The organism is Paralcaligenes ginsengisoli (genome assembly GCF_054781135.1).
In genome coordinates this window covers 181502-198360 of record NZ_BAAGUZ010000033.1, presented here as the reverse complement: position 1 = coordinate 198360, position 16859 = coordinate 181502, and the positions used below count along the sequence as shown (strand labels likewise).

Sequence of the window (16859 nt, the reverse complement as noted above, 5' to 3'; positions counted from 1 at the left end):
CGCTAGTGCGCCTTAAAGTAATCAAAGGGTTCACCGCATTCGCCGCAGCGGTACAAGGCCTTGCACGAGGTAGAACCGAAATGGCTGACAAGGCGGGTTTTTTCCGAACCGCAGCGGGGGCACTGGACAACCGTGCGATGCAGGCCGCGCGAAATTCCGGAAATATCGATCGCCTTTTCCTTGGGAGGAGCGATGCCGTAATTCTTGAGCGCCGCGTGCCCTTCGGGCGTCATCCAGTCGGTCGTCCAGGCGGGCGACAAGCGAGTTTCGATGCGGACATCGGCCACACCTTTGTGTGCAAGCGTTGCCTGAATATCGGCGGAAATTTCCCGCATGGCCGGACACCCCGAATACGTGGGTGTAATCGTCACCACACAGATCGCTCCGTCCCAGGATACATCGCGCACAATGCCCAGGTCGACCACGGACAACACGGGTATTTCAGGATCCGGCACCTGGGCCAGCCACTGCATCACCTGCTCCGCAGGAACAGGGATCGCGGCGACGTTCGCATTCACCATGTGGCTCCCGGATAGGCGCGCTGCAGATGCTGCATCTCGGCCAGAATGAAGCCCAGCGCCTCGGTATGGCGCCCGCTCACGCCGCCGCGAAACGCCGGGTGATGGGCGTCGTCGGGCGTAGGCAAGGCCAGCGTGGCTTCGGCCAGCACCTGGCCGACATGTTCGAGCCAGGCCGGCCATAGTGAGGCATGCTCGACCGTTACCTTGCGCTGCGCCAGTTCGAGCGTGATATCGTCGTCGGCAAACAGCTCCCCCAAATAAGGCCAGATCGATTCGACCGCCGCCTGCATTCTGGCGTGGCTGTCCGCCGTGCCATCGCCCAGGCGCACCATGAGATCCGACGAACGGCGCACATGATAGGTGACCTCTTTAAGGGATTTTTCGGCAATCGCGGCGACCCGCTCATCCGAAGAGCCTGAGAGTTCTTTCAACAAGAAATAATGCCACGCATCAAAGAAAAACTGGCGTGCGATGGTATCCCCGTAATGGCCGTTGCTGCGCTCGGCCAGCAAATAATTGCGATACTCGGGCGCATCGCGCAAATAGGCCAGCTTGTCCTCGTCGCGCGCCCGGCCTTCCACCTCGCCGGCCAGCGTCAGCCAGAGGCGCGCCTGCCCCAGGAGATCGAGCGACAGATTCGTCATGGCCAGGTCTTCTTCGAGCTCCGGTCCATGACCGCACCATTCGCACAGACGCTGCGACAGGATCAAAGTGGTATCGCCCAGCCGGAGCAGATATTGGAACAAGGATTGATCCATATGCCCTCCAGGCTACATGTGTTTGACTTCTTCCGGCATGGGGAAGAACGTGGGGTGGCGATAAACCTTGCTATTGGCCGGCTCGAACAAGGGCTCTTTGTCGCTCGGGCTGCTGGCTACGATATCGACGGCCCTGACCACCCAGATACTCAGCCCTTCATTGCGGCGCGTATACACGTCGCGCGCATTGTTGATGGCCATTTCGGCATCGGAAGCATGCAGGCTGCCCACATGCTTATGGGCCAGGCCGTGCTGGCTGCGGATAAAGACCTCCCAAAGAGGCCACGCGTTTGGGCTCATGTTGCTTTCCTTGACGCCGGACTGGATACCGGCATGATAATTACCTGCAATAGAACGAATCTGGAATACCTGAATGGACACGTGCCCCGCGGCTGCTATCAGGCTGCCGCGGCCAGGCCGGCATGCTTATCGGCATAAGCCGACAGGGCTTCACGTACCCAGGCTCCGTTTTCATGGGCTGCCACGCGCGCCTGGAGGCGCTCGCGATTGCAGGGTCCATGCCCCTTGATCACGGCATAAAACTCAGACCAATCGATTTCGCCGAAATCATAGTGCCCGCGCTCTTCGTTCCACCTGAGATCGGGATCGGGGACTTTCAGGCCCAGGTATTCAGCCTGCGGCACGCTTTGATCGACCATCTTCTGACGCAGCTCGTCGTTGGAAAACAATTTGATGCGCCACTGCATGGACTGCGCGCTATTGGGCGATTCGCCATCCGAGGGGCCGAACATCATGAGCGCCGGCCACCACCAACGGTTGAACGCGTCCTGCGCCATGTCTTTCTGTTCCTGGGTGCCATGGCGGCACATCTGGATCAGCAGATCGTAGCCCTGGCGCTGATGAAAGGATTCTTCCTTGCAAACCCGCACCATGGCGCGGGCATAAGGACCGTAGGAACAGCGGCAAAGGGGGATCTGGTTGATGATCGCCGAGCCGTCGACCAGCCAGCCTATCATGCCGATATCGGCCCAGGTAAGCGTGGGGTAATTGAAAATACTGGAATATTTGGCCTTGCCAGAATGCAGGTCGCCAACCAGTTCATCACGCGAAACGCCCAAGGTTTCGGCCGCGCTGTACAAATACAGGCCATGGCCGGCTTCGTCCTGGACCTTGGCCAGCAAAATGGCCTTGCGCTTGAGGCTGGGCGCCCGTGTAATCCAGTTGCCTTCGGGCAGCATGCCGACGATCTCGGAATGGGCATGCTGGGAAATTTGCCGCACCAGGGTTTTGCGATAGGCCTCGGGCATCCAGTCTTTGGCCTCGATGCGGACGCCTTCATCGACACGTTGCTGAAAAACCAGCTCAGGCCCTGTCATCTGATCGAGGGACCGGACGTTTTTCACCCCAGTTTCAACGAGTTGAGCATACACGGCAGTCTCCTGTGAATAATTTTTCAGAACCGATTCAAGCTATTATTTATTACAAAATAAATACTGTCAATCATATTTTAGTATCAAATTAGGCTTATGGCGAATCCTGCGGAATACTGCAATACCGACGCCCTGGTATAAGATGTGGGCCTGCTTTATCGGAAACAAATCATTCGCCATGCCTGAGCCGCAAAGTACGCTGCAACTCCTGATCCACGCCCTGCTCCAGCGCGACCCGCCCAGGGCCAAATCCCTGAGCGTTACCTTGCTGGGCGACGCCATCGGCCCGCATGGCGGCAATATATGGCTCAGCGACCTGATCGATCTCGTCACCCCTCTAGGAATCAATGAACGCCTGTTGCGCACCAGCGTATTCCGGCTGGTGGCCCAGGACTGGCTGCAATCGGAACGGCACGGACGCCGCAGCCTGTACCGCTTGAGCGAATCGGGCCAGGAACTGACCGCCGCCGCCTCGGAGCGGATCTATGTCGGCTCGCGCAACGACTGGAACGGGGACTGGACTCTGGTCATTTTGCCGCGTTTCGGCAACAGCAGCCTGGACGGGCGCGGCGCGCTGCGGCGAGAACTGGTCTGGGCCGGCTTCGGCGCGATTGCGCCGGGCATTTTCGCCCTGCCCCGCAACCAGACTGTGCGGGCGCGAAAGGTCCTGGCCAAGCTGAAAGTCACCGACAAGGCGCTGATACTGAGCGCCCACGATATGAACAAAGGGCAAGGCCTATTGCTGGGTTCCCTGGTCTCCCAGTGCTGGGATCTGGAAAACGTCGCGCAGCAGTACCGGCAGTTTTCCGATACGTTCGCCCCGATGCTGGAGGCGATCGACGGCCACACCCGGCCCATGCAGGCCTTTGCGGTGCGCGCCCTGACTATTCACGAATGGCGGCGCATTGTGCTTCACGACCCCCAACTGCCTCAGCAAATGCTGCCGGTCGACTGGCCGGGCCATGCCGCGCGCGAGCTATGCGGCAGGCTGTACTGGAAGGTATTCGATCTCGCCGAAGAGCACCTCAACCAAGTCATCCAGCGCGATCCTAGCCATTTTCAGCCGCTCAAGCCCCATGTATATCAGCGCTTCGGCAACCACAGCCCCCGATCCTCATAGCTTGATGAAATGTTCGCGATAATGCTTGAGCTCGTCGATAGACTCGTAAATATCGGCCAGCGCTTCATGGCGGCTTTTCTTGACGAAGCTTTTATAAACTTCCGGCTTCCAGCGCAGGGACAGTTCCTTGAGCGTACTGACATCCAGATTGCGATAATGAAAATAAGCCTCCAGGCGCGGCATATACTTGACCATGAAGCGCCGGTCCTGGCTGATGGTGTTGCCGCATAAAGGCGATTTGCCGGCAGGAACATGCTGGCTCAGAAAGGCCAGCAGTTGTTCTTCGGCCTGCTCTTCGGTAAGCGTCGAAGCCTTGACCTTGTCGATCAGCCCGCTTTTACCGTGGGTGGACTGATTCCATTTGTCCATGCCGTCAAGCAGGGCATCGTTCTGATGTATAACCAATACCGGACCTTCCGCCACCACGGTCAGATCCGGCTCCGTCACCACTACCGCCACTTCGATAATGCGTTCTTTTTCCGGATCCAGCCCCGTCATTTCCATGTCGAGCCATACCAAACGCTGAGCGTTAACCGCCATATAATTCATCCTCAAAAAAGAGATTTTCGCATACGCGCCCGATATATATGTTCACATTGCTGTTTATTGCCTTTCTGCTGATCGATATTGCCCTGCGTCTTTGGCTTGCCACACGCCAGATTCGCCACGTCACCACACACCGGGATCAGGTTCCGGCGGAATTCGCCGACCGTATAGGCCTGTACAGCCACCAGCGCGCCGCCGACTACACGCTCGCCAAAACGCAATTGGGCATGATCGAGCGGGTTGTCGACGCCGCCGTGCTCATAGGCCTGACGCTGCTGGGAGGCCTGCAGTTCCTCGACCTGGAACTCAGCCGCGCCATTTCCGGCGACATGTGGCGCCAACTGGCCCTGATCGGTATTCTCACGGCGCTGCTTGGGCTGCTCGGCCTGCCTTTTTCAATCTGGCGCAAATTCAGGCTCGAAGCGAAATTCGGCTTTAACCGCATCACGCCTCGCCTGTTTATGATCGATGCCTGCAAAGGCCTGCTGCTTGCGCTGCTCTTTGGCGCGCCGCTGACCGCGCTGGTGCTCTGGGTCATGGCCAATACCGGCGCCCATTGGGGGTGGTGGGCCTGGCTCGTCTGGGTCGGTTTCAACTTCCTGATCCTGTGGCTGTTCCCCACGGTCATTGCCCCGCTCTTCAACAAATTCACACCGCTCGACAATCCCGAAATCGCGTCCCGCATCCAGGCCCTGGCCAAGCGCTGCGGCTTCGCCCTGAGCGGACTGTTCGTCATGGATGGGTCGAAGCGCTCGGCCCACGGCAACGCCTACTTCACAGGCTTGGGCAAAGCGCGCCGCATTGTGTTTTTCGACACTTTGCTGTCGCGCCTGAATGTGGACGAGATCGAAGCCGTACTGGCCCACGAACTGGGCCACTTCAAACACAAGCACATTATCAAGCGCATGATCGTCAGCTTCGTGCTGGCCCTGCTGTTTTTCCAGGCGCTGGACTGGGCTTCCCAGCAAGTCTGGTTCTACACGGAATTAGGCGTATACCCTCAATTGGGGCGCGCCAACGATGCCCTGGCCCTGATCCTGTTTTTTCTGGTCACACCAACATTCACCTTCTGGGCGGCGCCGCTGGGGTGCTGGTTTTCGCGCCGCGACGAATTCCAGGCCGACCGTTATGCGGCAGAGCAGTGCTCGGCCGCATCGCTGGCTGCCGCCCTCATCAAACTCTACGACGACAATGCCGCAACCCTTACCCCCGATCCCTTGCACTCCGCCTTCTACGACAGCCATCCTTCTGCCGTGCAGCGCATCCAGCAACTGAAGCATGGCTGACGCGGCCCCTCACCCAGGGCGCATTGTCGCCGCGCACGGACGCCACTACACGGTGGAGCTGGCCGACGGCAGCCAGCGCAAATGCTTCCCTCGCGGCAAGAAGGCGGGCGCAACGGTAGGAGACCAGGTACTCGTTGCCCTTGAAGGGGCCGCCGAAGGAGCTATCGACCAGGTTCTGGAGCGCCGCAACCTGCTGTACCGCTCCGACGATATGCGGACCAAGCAATTCGCCGCCAATATCGATCTGCTGCTGCTGGTAGTCGCGGTAGAGCCGGCATTTTCCGACGATATTACCGGACGCGCGCTGGTGGCCGCATGGAGCGCAGGGATCGAGCCGATCATACTGCTGAACAAGGCCGACCTTGCCCAGAAACTGGACCAGGCCCGGCAGCGCCTGGCCGATTTGTCCAGACTGGGGGTGCGCATCATCGAATTAAGCGCCCGCAACCCGGAACACGTGCAACACCTGCTGCTCCCGCTGCTCAAGGGGCGTACGAGCCTTCTGCTGGGGCAAAGCGGCATGGGCAAATCAACCATACTCAACGCCCTGATCCCAGACGCGCAGGCGGCAACACAAGAACATTCCCTGGCACTGGGTACGGGCAAGCACACTACCACCAGCACCCGCCTATACCATTTGCCGGCACAGGGTGGCGACCTGATCGATTCCCCTGGATTCCAGACATTTGGCCTATATCACCTGAGCGCACACGAAATCGAACAGGGATTTCCTGAGTTCAAGGCCGCCGTGCAACATTGCCGGTTTTATAACTGCACCCACAGGCATGAGCCTGGCTGCGGTGTACTGGCCGCGCTGGAGCGCGGGGAAATCACGCCTGAACGTCACGCGCTGTATCAGCGCATACTCGCCGAAAACGAAGCCAAAAGCCATTATTGAACTATCGGGAGTCCACCGGCCGCACATTGATCAGACAGCCGGCGACCCTTGGACCGCGGCCAGGTAATGATACAAATTGCGTATCAAGGCCGCCGTAGCGCCCCATATGAAATAAGGGCCCCAGCTGATGGAAAAATAAAAACGATGGCCGCCCTCGGGCAGCTGCGCCTCGTGCAGCCTGTGCAGCCCAGGGTCCATCAGTACCGATAAAGGCACCTCGAATACTTCGGCAACCTCGGTAATATCGGCGCGTATCGTGAATCCGGGCAAGACCTGTCCAATGACGGGCAGCATGGTGAATCGGGTGGAAGTCAGGAAGCCGGGCTGAGTGCCTATTATTTTGAGATATTGAGGCTCTATCCCGATCTCTTCGTGGGTTTCGCGTATTGCGGCGGCTATCGCGTCGCGGTCGAAGGCCTCGATGCGCCCGCCCGGAAAACTGATTTGCCCGGCGTGATCATGCAAATGCGAGGCGCGGCGGGTAAAAATAACATTCAAACCCGTGGGCCTTTGCACCAGAGGAACGAACACGGCCGCACGGATGATGTCGTCGAATTCTGAAAAATCGCCGCCAAACGATTCGGTGAATATGGGCTCGACCTGCCAATCCACCGGATGCTCAAACGCCGAACGGATAAATTCCAGTTGAATCGTCGATGGCAGAAGCGCGGGCAAAAGCTCGACAGTCGATACAACAGGCTGAGTCTGAGGATCAAAACTTGGCCGGCGAATCACGCGTTGTTGTCGAGGTATATGTATGCTATGCGACATGAAGTTCATAAAACAAAGGCACCACGCGGGTGCCTTTGTTGGTTGATACCGGAAAATGCAGCGCCGATTACTGGACAGCTGCCTTTTTTGCCGAGTTACGAACCAGTTTCTCTTTAATACGAGCGGCTTTACCCGAGCGACTACGCAAGTAATAAAGTTTAGCACGGCGCACATCGCCGCGACGCTTTACTTCGATACTGGCGATTTGTGGCGAGTACAGCTGAAATGTGCGTTCGACCGCTTCGCCGGACGAAATCTTGCGCACCGTAAATGCCGAATTCAAGCCGCGATTACGTCGGGCGATGACCACGCCTTCGTATGCCTGTACACGTTTGCGAGTACCCTCGACCACGTTGACGCTGACAACAACCGTATCGCCGGGAGCGAAGTCGGGTTTGGGCTGACCACCGGTCAGGCGCTGGATTTCTTCTTGTTCAAGAAGTGCGATTAGGTTCACAGTGAACTCCTGGTGTCATCGTGATCGGTCGGTAAGTATATTTGGGCGATGTATTCCGCCATGCTTTTTCAGGCCTTTCGAGCCTTTTCGGTTAAAGCCCCAAGCCCTTGCCCACTTATAGGCATCGAACCCGCTTTATTAACCAGCATATTTGGACGAACACCGCCGGGCCTGTAGTAGTACGCCCGCCGCCAGAGGATGAAGTTGCAAAACCCAACATTCTACACCCAAATTGTTTTTTTTAAAAGCCAACCGCCACACCCAACCACATCAAGCCCGGAATCATCGCTCCCCAAACGGCTACCAGGCAAATATCGGCCACCATGGTGCCACGGGATATTTTCTGGGGCTTTTTATTACGGCCGGAATGGGGTGGAAATGGCCATTTGGCCGGAACGCTCTTGGAGTTATAGGTATTCATGAATGCCTCGCAATAGTAGAAGTTGATGCAGAGTGCGTGGGGCAAATGGCCCTCGACTCTTGTATTGCTGATGCGGCGGAACCGGACGAATGAAGCCACCTGATAAATAACTGTTTATAAACACAGTTATGCCGTAAATGAACTGTACAAAATTACAGTATATTTTGCAAGCCTTATTTTGCGCATAAAACAAAAGCCCCTGTTTTTTTACAAACAGGGGCTTCCAAGACGGCATATGGCTTCAGGGCCCGAAGGCCCGGAGCCGGCGGACTTTATTTGTTGGGCTGGGGAGTAATGCGCAGATAGGGGCGAACAGTCTTGTAGCCTTTGGGGAACTTGGCTTTAAGCACGGCTTCATCCTTGATGGACGGAACAATAATCACATCGTCGCCGTCTTCCCAGTTGACCGGCGTGGCAACGCTATGGCTGTCCGTCAGTTGCAGGGAGTCGATAACACGCAGGATTTCGTTGAAATTGCGGCCGGTGCTGGCCGGGTAGGTAATGGTCAGGCGCACTTTCTTGGCGGGATCGATGACAAATACGGAACGCACCGTTGCCGTGGAGCTGGCATTGGGGTGGATCATGTCGTACAGATCGGATACTTTGCGGTCGGAATCCGCCAGAATCGGGTAATTGACCGTTGTGCTTTGTGTTTCGTTGATGTCCTTGATCCAGTCGTTGTGTGACTTGGCATCGTCCACCGATAAAGCCAGCACTTTCACATTGCGCTTGGCGAAGTCGTCAGCCAGTTTTGCCGTGTAGCCCAGTTCGGTGGTGCAGACTGGAGTAAAGTCGGCGGGGTGCGAAAACAGCACTCCCCAGCTATTGCCCAAAAACTCGTGAAAGCGGATTTTTCCAACAGAAGAATCCTGCTCAAAATCAGGGGCGGTATCGCCCAGGCGCAAAGTTGTCATGGTAGCTCTCTAGACAGTCAATCAATCAGAAAATATGGGTGAAAGCTGTGGCACTGCCCACCCACATCGGTAAGGAAGCAGTTATTGTGGCAGCAAAGGCGAGACGGCGGAAATACCGTTTATGAATATCCTTATGCGCCCGCTGCAACCCCAGCATACTGCGTAGCAAGCTGACCTTCAAGCAGCGCCGTCGACAACGCCTCGGCCCGGGGCAGTATGTGGGCCGCATAAAAAACACTGGTCGCGAATTTTTGCGCATAGTAGCGATCCGTGCTGCCGGATTCGATATGGCGGCAAGACGCCAACGCCGCGCGGGCCATTTGCCAGCCGGCGAGAACCGTCCCCGACAGCATCAAATACGGCACGCTGCCCAAAAACACTGCGCGCAGAGACTCCTTGGCGTTTGCCAGAACGTAATCGACCGCTCTTTCATAAGCATCGACGGCCAGGCCCAGGCGACGCGCGATCAGATCCAGCCCAGGGCGGTCGGCTCCCGCCCTCGCCGCCTCGAGTTCGGCAACCGTGGCACGCATTTCCTTGGCCAGGGCTTTGGCCACGGCACCGCCGTCGCGCAGGGTTTTGCGGCCCACGAAATCATTGGCCTGGATGGCTGTCGTGCCCTCGTAGATCGGCAAAATGCGCGCATCGCGATAATATTGAGCCGCACCGGTTTCTTCAATGAAACCCATGCCGCCATGCACCTGTATGCCCAGCGAGGCAATCTCGACCGCGTTTTCAGTGGAAAAACCCTTGACGATGGGGACCAGGTATTCATAAACCGCCTGGTGCTGCTTGCGCACACCCGAATCGGCGTGGTGCCTGGCCTTGTCGCAAGCCGACGCGGCCACATAGGCCACGGCTCGCGCGCCTTCGGTAAGAGCGCGCATGGTCATGAGCATTCGTTGTACATCGGGATGGTGAATGATCGCCACGGGCCCCGCGGAACCCTCCAGGGCTCGCCCTTGTATGCGCTCGCGCGCGTACGCCTCGGCGTGCTGCAAGGCGCGCTCGGAAACGGCAATCCCCTGTAGGCCCACCGCATAGCGCGCGGCATTCATCATGATGAACATGTACTCGAGGCCGCGGTTTTCTTCTCCTACCAGATAGCCCACCGCCCCTTCCCCGGCTTCGCCTTTACCCGATCCGTACAACAGTACGGCGGTCGGGCTGCCGTGTATGCCCAGCTTGTGCTCGAGCGAGGCGCACCACACATCGTTGCGCACTCCCAGGGAGCCATCGTCCTTGACCAGGAATTTGGGCACGATGAACAGGGAAATGCCCTTGACGCCGGCGGGCGCATCGGGAGTGCGCGCCAGGACCAGATGCACAATGTTTTCGGCCAGATCGTGCTCGCCGTAGGTAATGAAGATTTTTTGCCCCGACAGGCGATAGCTGCCGTCGTCCTGGGGCACAGCCTTGGTGGCAACCAGGGCCAGATCCGACCCGGCCTGCGGCTCGGTCAGATTCATGGTGCCGGTCCAGCGCCCTTCGAGCAGGGGAGGAATGAATCGATCCTGCTGCTCCTTGGTGCCTACCGTGATCAAGGCCTCAATGACGCCGTCGGTCAGCAGGGGGCACAGCGAGAACGCCAGGCTCGCGGCATTGATGTTTTCGCTGGCAGGCGCCCCCACCAGCTTGGGCAAACCCTGGCCGCCCCACTCCGGCTCATGCTGCAGACCCTGCCAGCCGCCCGCAGCGAACTCGCGAAATGCTTTTTGAAAACCGGGTGAAGTTCGCACCGCGCCATCTTCCCATAGAGCGGGTGACGTATCGGCGTCATGGTTGAGCGGGGCGACAGCCTGTTCCACAAAGCGGGCATTCTCTTCGAGCACAGCCTCGACCAGATCGTCGCTGACTTCTTCAAAGCCAGGCAGAGCCAAGACCCCCGCCAGATCCGCCAGTTCTTTGATTACGAAACGAATATCCTGTGTTGGCGCACGATAACTCATACTATCTCCAGAATTGAAATTGCCCGGCAAAGCCCCGCGACACGTACCACTATGCCTCGAACAACCGGTGTGTGAAAGGCCTCATGTAAAAAAACCTGCAAACGGGAAAGCTTGCAGGCTTCTTCAAGGGCGAATGACCGGCGCCAGTTACAAGGCGTTGACCAGCTCGGGAACGGCCTGGAACAAGTCCGCCACCAAACCGTAATCGGCCACTCCGAAAATCGGCGCTTCTGCATCTTTGTTGATCGCCACGATGACCTTGGAGTCTTTCATGCCGGCCAAATGCTGGATTGCTCCCGAAATACCGATGGCCACGTACAACTGCGGCGCCACGATTTTCCCGGTTTGGCCAACCTGCCAGTCATTCGGGGCATAGCCGGCATCGACCGCGGCGCGCGACGCGCCCAGTGCCGCACCAAGCTTGTCGGCCAGGGGATCGAGAATCTTGAAATTCTCGGCGCTGCCCATGCCGCGCCCGCCCGAGACCACGATTTTCGCGGCAGTCAGTTCGGGGCGGTCATTCTTGGCGACTTCACGGCCCACAAACGACGTCAAGCCCGAATCCGCCACCGCGGCCAGCGTTTCGACGGCAGCCTGGCCGCCCTGGGCGGCGACTGGGTCAAAGCCCGTGGTGCGTACCGTAATGACTTTCACCGCGTCGGCCGACTGCACGGTGGCAATGGCATTGCCCGCATAGATCGGGCGCTGGAACGTATCGGGCGAGTCCACGGCAATAATGTCGGAGATCTGGGCCACATCGAGCCTGGCTGCCACGCGCGGCGCAACGTTCTTGCCCGAGGCGGTGGAGGCAAACAGAATGTGCCCATAGTTCTGGGCCACGGCCAGGACCTGGGCGGCCAGATTCTCCGCCAGCCCGTCGGCCAGTTGCGGCGCATCGGCCAGCAACACCTTGGCAACCCCGGCGATCTGGGCAGCCTGATCGGCCACCGCCTGCGCGCCGCTGCCCGCCACCAGCACATGGACATCACCGCCGATTTTCGCCGCGGCGGCCACGGCATTGAGCGTCGCCCCTTTCAACTGGGCATTGTCGTGTTCGGCTATTACAAGAATCGTCATGATTAAATCACCTTGGCTTCGTTTTTGAGTTTCTCGACCAGCGTCGCGACATCGGGCACCGTAATGCCGGCAGAGCGTGCCGGAGGTTCGGAAACCTTGAGGGTTTTCAGGCGAGGCGCTACATCGACGCCCAGGTCTTCGGGCGTAACGGTATCCAGGGTCTTTTTCTTGGCCTTCATGATGTTGGGCAACGTCACATAGCGCGGCTCGTTCAGGCGCAGGTCGGTCGTGACTATGGCCGGCAGCTTGAGCGACAGCGTTTCCAGCCCGCCGTCGACTTCGCGCGTGACGGTGGCCGTGTCGCCCGCAATCTCGACTTTGCTGGCAAACGTGGCTTGCGGCCAGTCGAGCAAGGCGGCCAGCATTTGGCCGGTTTGATTGGCGTCGTCGTCGATGGCCTGCTTGCCCAGTATGACGAGCCGGGGCTGCTCTTTATCGACCACCGCCTTGAGCAGCTTGGCCACGGCCAGGGGCTGCAGATCGGCATCGGTCTGCACCAGGACGGCGCGGTCGGCGCCGATGGCCATGGCCGTTCTGAGGGTTTCCTGGCATTGCGCCACCCCGCAGGACACCGCGATGACTTCGCTGGCGGCGCCTTTTTCTTTCAGGCGAGTGGCCTCTTCGATGGCAATTTCATCGAAGGGATTCATCGACATCTTGACGTTGGCGATATCCACGCCGCTTTGATCGGACTTGACGCGCACCTTGACGTTGTAATCAACCACACGCTTGACGGGTACTAACACCTTCATTCAGTATCCTCCTGAGGGGAATATAAAAAACTGCTGCGCTTTTGCCGCGGCTTTGCAACCTGCCCCGCGAGGCCATTCTTTTACTTGCCGGCAAAAGCCAAAGTTGACGCAAACCATGCCATTCTACAGCTTTGCCAGCACCTTGATATGCGCCGCCGCACTGCGCCCCAGCGCCGACAGGTTATAGCCGCCTTCAAGAAAACTCGCGATCCGTCCATGGGCGGTTTTTTCAGCCTGGGTCACGATCTGGTCGGTAATCCAGGCATAGTCGGACTCGACCATGCCCAATTGCCCCATATCGTCCTCGCGATGCGCGTCGAAGCCCGCCGATATGAAAATGAATTCGGGCCTGAAGGCTGCAAGCCGCGGCATCCAGATATCGCCGACGATCTGCCGCAAACTGGCGCCGCTGGTATAGGCATCGACCGGTATGTTCAGCATATTGTCCGCTGTCCGTCCGGTTCCGCAATTGGGATAAAAAGGATGCTGAAAAAAACTGCACATCAGCACCCGTTCATCGCCGGCGAACATTTCTTCGGTGCCGTTGCCGTGATGCACGTCGAAGTCGATGATTGCCACACGCCCGAGCGCATACTTGTCGAGAGCATAGGCCAGTGCCACCGCCAGATTATTGAAAATGCAAAATCCCATGGCCTGATTGGCGCGGGCATGATGCCCGGGAGGCCGCACCGCACAAAAAGCTGTTTTGGCTTCGCCCCGCATGATTGCATCCACGGCAAGCAGTCCGGCGCCCGCAGCCAGACGTGCCGCCTCGAGCGTATGCGGATTCATCAGCGTGTCGGGATCGAGCGTGAAGTAGCCGCTTGCCGGCGCATGCGTACGCAAATAGTCCAGGTATTCGGGCGTATGTACACGCAACAGATCGGCGTCCCCGGCCTGGACGGCTTCTTTCTCGCCCAGAAAGCCAAGTATGCCGCTGGCCAGCAATTGATCGTTGATCGCGTCAAGGCGCGCGGGACATTCTGGGTGCCAACTGCCCATTTCATGCAAGCGACAAATCGGGTGGGTAATATATAGGGTCTCCATAAGGATGATTATGTTCAAACCTGCCCGCATTTTGCAAGCCGCCGTTCTTGTTACATTCCTGGGGGGTTGCGCCACGACTAAAACCGCAGCCATATCGCCGGCTCCCGCGCAGGCCCCGGCCCCGGCAAATACTGCCGGCGCCAGCCTCCCCCCGCATATCAAGGCGGGAAACTCGACCAGCAGCACGGAAGGCTTTGTGGATGCCAGGGGCCAGTTGAAACCCGACATCCAGGCTTATGCACGCGAAGTCGCGCAAACACGACACGTACCGCTCAATCGCATCGAAGTCCTGCTTAAAAGCGCCCGATACAACGCGACGGTGGCCAGGCTCATGACCCCAGGCAAAACCAGGATCCGGCGCAGCTGGGTCACATACCGCAAGCGTTTTGTCGAACCCATACGCATCAAGGCCGGGGCAGCCTTCTGGAGCGAGCACCGTGCCGCGCTCGATCAGGCTGCCCGCCAATATGGCGTGCCTCAGTCGATTATTGTCGCCATCATCGGCGTCGAAACCATATATGGGCGCCAGACCGGCGATTTCCCGGTACTCGACGCCCTGGCAACCCTGGGCTTTCGTCACCCCGATGGGGCACGCCCGGAACGCAGCCAGATGTTTCGCGATCAGCTAGCGGATCTGATTCAGCTTGATCACGAAAAAAAACTCGACGCGCTTGAAGTGGAAGGCTCCTTCGCCGGCGCCATCGGCCTGCCTCAATTCATGCCGGGCAGCATTCTGCGCTACGCGGTGGATGGCGACGCCAGCGGACACATCGACCTGACCAACAGCCCCAGAGACGCCATCTTGTCGGTGGCGAATTTCCTGCGCCAGCACGGATGGGTGCCCGGCCTGCCGGTGTTCGCGCCGGTGGTACTGCCGGGCAATGCGGGCACCCTGGTCGCAGGCGGGCTCACCCCGAACTACAGTTGGCCGGAACTTGACGCCAAAGGGGCCAGCATCCGGCCAGGATCCGTCAACACGGCTTGGGAAAAATACCCGGTGGGAGTCGTGGACCTGATCGACGAGCCGCGCAACCTGAACGAGTACCGCACCGGCACGCCGAATTTCTTTGCCATCACCCACTACAACCACAGCTACTTCTACGCCGCTTCAGTCGCCGATCTGGCGCAGGCAATAGCTGAACGAATCGGTAGTTCGGCGCTGTAGATAATGGGTATTTGAAGACGCCGTCTATCGGGGCTTGGGGGCAGGACCGGCACGGCGTGCCGGACTGCACCACCCACCCTGTGGCGTTTTAATTAAAGACACCAGTCGATAGATAACGATCCCCGCGATCGCAAACAATGAACGCAATTGTGGAGTTTTCCACGCGGGCGGCGACACGCAGGGCGGCCACCAAAGCACCCGCCGAGGAAATTCCGCCAAAGATTCCCTCTTCGGCAGCCAGGCGCCGCGCCATGTTTTCAGCCTCGGCCTGGCTGATCAGCTCGAATACGTCAACCTGGCTGGGTTGATATATTTTGGGTTGATACGCCTCCGGCCATTTGCGGATACCGGGTATCTGCGAACCTTCGGCAGGCTGCGCCCCAACGATCTGAATTTTTGAATTCTGCGATCGCAAGTAGGACGCTACCCCCATAATGGTGCCTGTCGTGCCCATGGCGCTGACGAAGTGGGTAATTTGCCCATCGGTTTGCTGCCATAGCTCGGGGCCGGTCGTCTCGATATGCGCCCGCGGATTATCGGCATTGGCGAACTGGTCGAGCACCTTGCCCTTCCCTTCGGCCTGCATTTTAAGGGCGAGGTCGCGGGCGTATTCCATACCACCCTGGCTGGCCTGGGTCAGGATCAGTTCGGCGCCGTATGCCGTCATGGCGGCGCGCCGCTCCAGCGACAGATTGTCGGGCATGATCAGAATCATTTTGTAGCCGCGCACCGCCGCCGTCATGGCCAGGGCGATGCCGGTGTTGCCGCTGGTGGCTTCGATCAAAGTGTCGCCGGGCTTGATTTCGCCGCGTTCTTCGGCACGACGGATCATGGAGCTTGCAGCCCGATCCTTGACCGAGCCGGCCGGATTGTTGCCCTCGAGCTTGGCGAGGATCACATTGCCGCGCTGATGACCCGCCTGGCCTGGAATACGTTGCAGGCGAACCAGCGGCGTGGCGCCTATGGTGTCTTCGATAGTAGGGTATTTTTTCATGCGGAAATAATACACCGATCCGGGTAACAGCGACTTGAACAGCCCCGATCGGATCCCGGTTATTCCGGTAGACGTTCCAGTGCCGGCATCGCCGCGGACATGCCGCGGCGATATGCGAACCATACGCAAGGGCCGCAACCCATGCCATCGCGATACGTGCCAGTACCGACGGCATAGAGGTACCGGCACTTATCTGGCTGGCCTTCCGGGCGCACTGGACTTGGGCTTGGCCGAAGCGCTGCGAGGCGCCGCCAGCGCAGCCGTGCCGGGCGACGCGGCCGGCGAAGAAGATGGCAGCGCCCCGGCCCCTACTGTCAGGCCGGAAGCCTGCAAGGTAGCCGCCTTTTTGGGGCCTATGCCTTTGACGCGCACAGCCAGATCGTCGAACGACTCGTATTTGCCGCCGCGCGCACGTTCTTCAAGAATGATTTGCGCGGTCTTCGGACCTATGCCTCGCACCTCTTGCAACTGCGCCTGGGTCGCTACGTTGACGTCGACCGCGAGCGCCGTGGCGGAGAGGGTCAGGCCGGTCGCCAGCCCCAGGGCGCCCCACGCGGGCCGCCAAAAGGAACGTCTTTTTTGCGCATGCCGACTTGAGGCATGGCCCGCCTGCCGGGAAGTGCCGGGGTTGAGCGGACGAGCTACGGTGGATTCGGTAAACGGGTTCATGGCTAGCCTCCGAAAAATGAAAAGAATATGGAAATCGAACATTTCCATAAGCTCCATAATCGAATACTTGCCGACCAGGAGATAGGTCCGGCACATCAATACATCCATGCGTAAACCTACCTC

The 16859-nt window shown here is 58.8% G+C and carries 19 protein-coding genes; 4 read left to right on the top strand and 15 right to left on the bottom strand.

What is annotated here, in order from left to right; all coding sequences use genetic code 11:
- Positions 1-2: 2 nt before the first annotated feature.
- The 4 genes from paaD to paaA all read right to left on the bottom strand — a co-directional run bounded on the left by paaD (position 3) and on the right by paaA (position 2670).
- Positions 3-521 carry a 1,2-phenylacetyl-CoA epoxidase subunit PaaD gene (paaD, locus tag ACYVIS_RS17175; RefSeq protein ID WP_232743504.1) on the bottom strand — a complete coding sequence of 173 codons (519 nt, stop codon included), beginning with the start codon at positions 519-521 and terminating at the stop codon, positions 3-5.
- Positions 515-1279, bottom strand: coding sequence for a 1,2-phenylacetyl-CoA epoxidase subunit PaaC (gene paaC / locus ACYVIS_RS17170; RefSeq protein WP_232743505.1), 765 nt, complete (start codon positions 1277-1279; stop codon positions 515-517). Before paaC ends, paaD begins: the two co-directional genes overlap by 7 nt.
- A gap of 12 nt (positions 1280-1291) precedes the next feature.
- Positions 1292-1579, bottom strand: a complete 288-nt coding sequence (gene paaB / locus ACYVIS_RS17165) for a 1,2-phenylacetyl-CoA epoxidase subunit PaaB (protein WP_232743506.1) — start codon at positions 1577-1579, stop codon at positions 1292-1294.
- 98 nt (positions 1580-1677) lie between these two features.
- Positions 1678-2670: a 1,2-phenylacetyl-CoA epoxidase subunit PaaA gene (gene paaA, locus ACYVIS_RS17160; protein ID WP_232743507.1), complete on the bottom strand. Its 993-nt coding sequence runs from the start codon at positions 2668-2670 to the stop codon at positions 1678-1680.
- A gap of 178 nt (positions 2671-2848) precedes the next feature.
- Between paaA and paaX the strand changes: the two genes are divergently transcribed.
- A complete protein-coding gene (gene paaX / locus ACYVIS_RS17155) occupies positions 2849-3790 on the top strand; it encodes a phenylacetic acid degradation operon negative regulatory protein PaaX (RefSeq protein WP_460874563.1) in 942 nt (313 codons plus the stop codon).
- Here the strand turns inward: paaX and orn are convergent.
- The gene (gene orn, locus ACYVIS_RS17150; protein WP_232743509.1) at positions 3785-4330 is read right to left on the bottom strand and encodes an oligoribonuclease; all 546 of its coding nucleotides are present in this window, start codon (positions 4328-4330) and stop codon (positions 3785-3787) included. The genes paaX and orn overlap by 6 nt on opposite strands.
- 47 nt (positions 4331-4377) lie before the next feature.
- Between orn and ACYVIS_RS17145 the strand changes: the two genes are divergently transcribed.
- Both ACYVIS_RS17145 and rsgA read left to right on the top strand, forming a co-directional pair.
- Entirely contained in the window at positions 4378-5622 is a 1245-nt protein-coding gene (locus tag ACYVIS_RS17145; RefSeq protein ID WP_460874562.1) for a M48 family metallopeptidase, read from the top strand.
- The gene (gene rsgA / locus ACYVIS_RS17140; protein ID WP_232743511.1) at positions 5615-6520 is read left to right on the top strand and encodes a ribosome small subunit-dependent GTPase A; all 906 of its coding nucleotides are present in this window, start codon (positions 5615-5617) and stop codon (positions 6518-6520) included. Before ACYVIS_RS17145 ends, rsgA begins: the two co-directional genes overlap by 8 nt.
- A gap of 30 nt (positions 6521-6550) precedes the next feature.
- Here the strand turns inward: rsgA and ACYVIS_RS17135 are convergent, their stop codons facing one another.
- The 8 genes from ACYVIS_RS17135 to ACYVIS_RS17100 form a co-directional block, all read right to left on the bottom strand.
- Complete coding sequence (locus tag ACYVIS_RS17135) at positions 6551-7291, bottom strand: NUDIX hydrolase (RefSeq protein WP_232743512.1); 741 nt, start codon at positions 7289-7291, stop codon at positions 6551-6553.
- 67 nt (positions 7292-7358) lie between these two features.
- Positions 7359-7748 (bottom strand): 50S ribosomal protein L19, encoded by a 390-nt coding sequence (gene rplS / locus ACYVIS_RS17130; RefSeq protein WP_232743513.1) that lies wholly within the window; start codon positions 7746-7748, stop codon positions 7359-7361.
- Positions 7749-7989: 241 nt separating this feature from the next.
- A complete protein-coding gene (locus ACYVIS_RS17125) occupies positions 7990-8169 on the bottom strand; it encodes a hypothetical protein (RefSeq protein ID WP_232743514.1) in 180 nt (59 codons plus the stop codon).
- A gap of 272 nt (positions 8170-8441) precedes the next feature.
- Complete coding sequence (locus ACYVIS_RS17120) at positions 8442-9083, bottom strand: peroxiredoxin (RefSeq protein ID WP_460874561.1); 642 nt, start codon at positions 9081-9083, stop codon at positions 8442-8444.
- Positions 9084-9214: 131 nt separating this feature from the next.
- A complete protein-coding gene (locus ACYVIS_RS17115; RefSeq protein ID WP_460874560.1) occupies positions 9215-11032 on the bottom strand; it encodes an acyl-CoA dehydrogenase in 1818 nt (605 codons plus the stop codon).
- A 147-nt stretch (positions 11033-11179) separates the two neighbouring features.
- Positions 11180-12109, bottom strand: a complete 930-nt coding sequence (locus ACYVIS_RS17110) for an electron transfer flavoprotein subunit alpha/FixB family protein (RefSeq protein WP_460874559.1) — start codon at positions 12107-12109, stop codon at positions 11180-11182.
- A gap of 2 nt (positions 12110-12111) precedes the next feature.
- Entirely contained in the window at positions 12112-12861 is a 750-nt protein-coding gene (locus ACYVIS_RS17105) for an electron transfer flavoprotein subunit beta/FixA family protein (RefSeq protein WP_232743518.1), read from the bottom strand.
- 123 nt (positions 12862-12984) lie between these two features.
- The gene (locus tag ACYVIS_RS17100; RefSeq protein WP_460874558.1) at positions 12985-13908 is read right to left on the bottom strand and encodes a histone deacetylase family protein; all 924 of its coding nucleotides are present in this window, start codon (positions 13906-13908) and stop codon (positions 12985-12987) included.
- Between the two features lie 10 nt (positions 13909-13918).
- Between ACYVIS_RS17100 and mltB the strand changes: the two genes are divergently transcribed.
- Entirely contained in the window at positions 13919-15073 is a 1155-nt protein-coding gene (gene mltB, locus ACYVIS_RS17095; protein ID WP_460874557.1) for a lytic murein transglycosylase B, read from the top strand.
- A gap of 88 nt (positions 15074-15161) precedes the next feature.
- On the opposite strand, the gene cysM is transcribed toward mltB, so the two are convergent.
- Together cysM and ACYVIS_RS17085 are read right to left on the bottom strand one after the other, a co-directional pair.
- Positions 15162-16067 (bottom strand): cysteine synthase CysM, encoded by a 906-nt coding sequence (gene cysM / locus ACYVIS_RS17090; protein WP_232744560.1) that lies wholly within the window; start codon positions 16065-16067, stop codon positions 15162-15164.
- Positions 16068-16256: 189 nt separating this feature from the next.
- Complete coding sequence (locus ACYVIS_RS17085; RefSeq protein ID WP_460874556.1) at positions 16257-16736, bottom strand: ComEA family DNA-binding protein; 480 nt, start codon at positions 16734-16736, stop codon at positions 16257-16259.
- Between the last annotated feature and the right edge of the window lie 123 nt (positions 16737-16859).